The sequence below is a fragment of the Paraburkholderia kirstenboschensis genome (genome assembly GCF_904848585.1).
GTDB classification, from domain to species: Bacteria; Pseudomonadota; Gammaproteobacteria; order Burkholderiales; family Burkholderiaceae; genus Paraburkholderia; species Paraburkholderia kirstenboschensis.
Genome location: NZ_CAJHCR010000054.1, coordinates 1 through 3,376 on the forward strand (window position 1 = coordinate 1; position 3,376 = coordinate 3,376).

The following is a 3,376-nucleotide window of genomic DNA, read 5'->3' on the forward strand; positions in this document are numbered from 1 at the left end:
TAAGCGCTAATTTAAGCACACAGGTCAATTGCCGAGCAGAGCGCGAACACAGAGGAATGCGCTATTTCTTACCCCAGCCGTTCCACCCCATGCGGAGGAGCGCTGCGTTAGCTGCCCTGCGATCAAACAGTTCGGGGTCGAAGTCTTCGCCCGCCCAGGTTCTGTAGTCCTGTGCTTCGTCACTGTCCGGCTCATGGCTTAGCACACGCAGCATCTCGTCATATCCGTGTGTGCCACCGACATCTTCCGGCGGACACGCCCGTTGTCCCGCGAGGATCCACGCTTCGCTGTAGGGCTCCTGGTCAATGCGCGCAGCCTCTTCTACGTGGATGTCGTGATGCCAGCCGTCACCGAAGTCATATCGATACAGGAATTGCACTCCCTGGAAGACGAGTGTGTGCAAGCGCGCCTTGCGGTCGTCCATCATTTCCGGGTCTTCTGCGAACAGGTCGAGCATGTTCTCGTTGTCGCCCATCGCGTATGTTCGCCCTTCAACCTCGAATTCATGCAGATGGGCATCGGTCCATCCGAAGGCCGCCTGGAGAATGTGATGCAGCTTGCGTAGCGTGATATTTCCGTCGACCCGGATTCGCCGCCAGACGGGCGGCTCAATGTCTCGGATCTGCGTGTAAAGCGTGTAGAGGGTGTAGGACTTGGGCATTGAACTGTTCAGCGAACTGGATGACAGGCAAACAGACGCTCATTATCGCTCGTGTAGCGGAGCGTACCGCAGGGCCATCGGGGCACGGGCCGAGCGATGATGGCGCGCGTCTGATGCGCAGCGCATGTTGGATCAGACGGCGTCGTCTGTCGCCGTCCGACGCCTCGCGAAGTTGAATGGCAGAAGATCGGCGATGTCGGCGTCGGGCGGACGCTGTGGCAGTTCGGTGAGCACATGCACGAGGTAGGCGTAAGGCTCGACGTCGCAGGCACGACAGGTGAGCATCAGGCTATAAATCATTGCGCTTGCCTTTGCGCCGGCGACCGTGTCTGCGAACAACCACGACGCGCGGCCCGTGCAGAATGGCCTGATGTCGCGCTCAATGACGTTGTTGTCCACTGCGGCGCGCCCGTCACCCACGTAGCGGCTCAGATACATCCACTGGTTGCGCGTGTAGGCAACCGCCTTTCCCAGCAGGCTTTCTGGCAGGACCTGCGGAGCCATTTCGTCGAGCCACGTCCTGAAGGATGCAAGCAGCGCGACGCTGTGCTGCTGACGCAGCCGGTACGTGTAGTCGACACGTGTCTCGCCTTCGGGCAGATCGGCTTTGGCCAGCGTCTCGACCTGATATAACGCCTTGAAGTATTCCAGCGCCTGCGCGGCGCGACCACCGTGTTTCTTCATGCCCTTCAGTGCGTCTACGAATGCCCGCCGTGCATGCGCCAGGCAACCGAAGTGCGTCGGACCTTCGAGCGTGCGCCAAGCGGCGTATCCGTCCGTCATCAGCAACCCCTCGTAGCCTGCGAGGAATGCCTGAGGGTATTGCTGCCCGCGCCCTGGCTGATAGTCGAACAGTACGACTGGCTCCGGGCTGTCTTCGGCACTGCGGTAGACCCACATGTATGAGGTGCTCTGCGCTGTCTTGCCGGGCTCCTTGAGCACCTGCACCGTGGTCTCGTCACCGTGGATCAACTGCTGCGACAGCAGCGTTGTGCGCAGGGCATCATATAAACGGCTGTAGTGCAGTTGCGCCGGCCGGATGATCCAGTTCGCCAGCGTACCGCGACCGACCTCAATGTCCGCACGCGCGAGCGCGTGAGCCATCCGGTACAGCGGCGTGCCATCGACATACTTGCCTGCGGTGACGGTGGCGATCATCGCGGCGCTCGCATTGCTGCCCGGCAGTGGCTGAGCCGGCATCGGCGCGGTGATCACCGGGGTACGTTCGGCATGGCGCTCGCAGTGGCGACACGCGTACCTGAAGCGCACGTGCTGCAACACCGACGCCTTGACCTCGATATGCAACTGTTCGCTGACCTCTTCGCCCACGCGGTGAAGCGCGTTTGCGCAGCACGGGCAGACCTTCTGCTCTTCAGGCAGGTCATATTCAATTCGCTGACGTGACAGGTGCGCCGGTAATGGCTTGCGCCCTGGTCTGCCCGGTGCAGGGTCGGCTACATCCGGCAGGCCGGTATCAGGCAGTGCAAACGGGGCCTCGGCATTGTCAGCGTCATTGGGTTCAGCGGCGACGGTCTGCTCAGCCTCGTCGAACAAACGATCGCGCAGCTTCTCGCTGCTGGGCGCGAAGCGCCTGCTCTGCGCGAGACGGAACTGCTCCTCTAGCTGGGTAATCCGTTCGCCCAGTTGCTGGTTGCGTGCCTCAAGTTCACGGATATAGGCCTGGGCGGCCGGCGGCAATCGGGCGAAGTCGTCCTCGTTCATGCTCCCAGGATAGAGCAACGCGACGCCCGGTGGGTTTACGTGAATTTGTAACGGTGCGGCCAGCCGTCATGACGGGTCACGCCTGGCGTTCAGCTCGCGTGACGGTATCGCCGGGTCGGATGGCGACGGACTGCGTCGACGTCGATACCTTCCAGCAGCCATTGCAACTGCTCGGTCGTCAGTTCAATCACGGCCTGCTGTCGGCGTGGCCACACGAAGTGGTCCTGCTCAAGACGTCGCAACATTAACCAGAATCCGGCCCGCTCGTAGAACAGCAGCTTGATCCGGTTGCGTCTGCGGTTGTGGAAGGCAAATACGGCGCGCTCAAACGGATCCAGCAGCATCGACTGCTCGACCAGCGTCACGAGGCTGTTAATACCTGCGCGGAAATCGATCGGTTCGCGATGCAGGAAGACCCTAAGGTCAGCCTCGAAGCGGAACATCAGCGCGCTCCCAATGCGACGACCATCGCATTTACGATTGCCACGTGGTCTGTTGAACATTCGAGTTCAAGCTTAATGCCGTTGGGCAGGTGGGCCGACAACCGTGCCAGTCGTGTTGAGCCCGGCGAAACGCAGGATGACTCTGCTCTGGTGCTGTGGTGCGACGCGGGCACAGATGCCATGACCGTTGCAGGTTCGTCGATCGCGACCACTGGAACAAACGCTGACGATGCGACAGGCATGTCGCGCACGATTGAGGGCCGGCCCTGTTCATGCGCCTGAACCCACTTATGCAACTGGTTGGCGTTCACGCCAGCCTTAAGGGCGAGGCCCGATAGCGAGGCGCCTGGCCGCAGACAGGCTTCGACTAGTCGTCGCTTGTCCGCTGGGTCGAAGCTTCGCTTGCCGCCGACACCAACACGGGTCACGCGCAGGGGTAAAAAGCTCAGGTCATCGTCTGTCATGGATTGCGTCCGCAAAATTGGGTTGCGGACGCAATCGTGTGCCTTCTCTGCATCGGAAGCTAGGTGTGGGAAATCGCGCGCTTACG

The 3,376-nt window shown here is 61.2% G+C and carries 4 protein-coding genes; all 4 read right to left on the bottom strand.

Features of this window, described 5'->3' with window-relative positions:
• Positions 1 to 61: 61 nt before the first annotated feature.
• On the bottom strand, positions 62 to 661 hold the full coding sequence (locus tag JMY24_RS37790) for a plasmid pRiA4b ORF-3 family protein (RefSeq protein WP_128598728.1): 600 nt from the start codon (positions 659 to 661) through the stop codon (positions 62 to 64).
• A 132-nt stretch (positions 662 to 793) separates the two neighbouring features.
• Positions 794 to 2,383: an IS66 family transposase gene (gene tnpC, locus JMY24_RS37795; RefSeq protein WP_128598729.1), complete on the bottom strand. Its 1,590-nt coding sequence runs from the start codon at positions 2,381 to 2,383 to the stop codon at positions 794 to 796.
• An 89-nt stretch (positions 2,384 to 2,472) separates the two neighbouring features.
• Entirely contained in the window at positions 2,473 to 2,826 is a 354-nt protein-coding gene (gene tnpB, locus JMY24_RS37800) for an IS66 family insertion sequence element accessory protein TnpB (RefSeq protein ID WP_164853904.1), read from the bottom strand.
• Entirely contained in the window at positions 2,826 to 3,290 is a 465-nt protein-coding gene (gene tnpA / locus JMY24_RS37805; RefSeq protein WP_128598731.1) for an IS66-like element accessory protein TnpA, read from the bottom strand. Before tnpA ends, tnpB begins: the two co-directional genes overlap by 1 nt.
• Between the last annotated feature and the right edge of the window lie 86 nt (positions 3,291 to 3,376).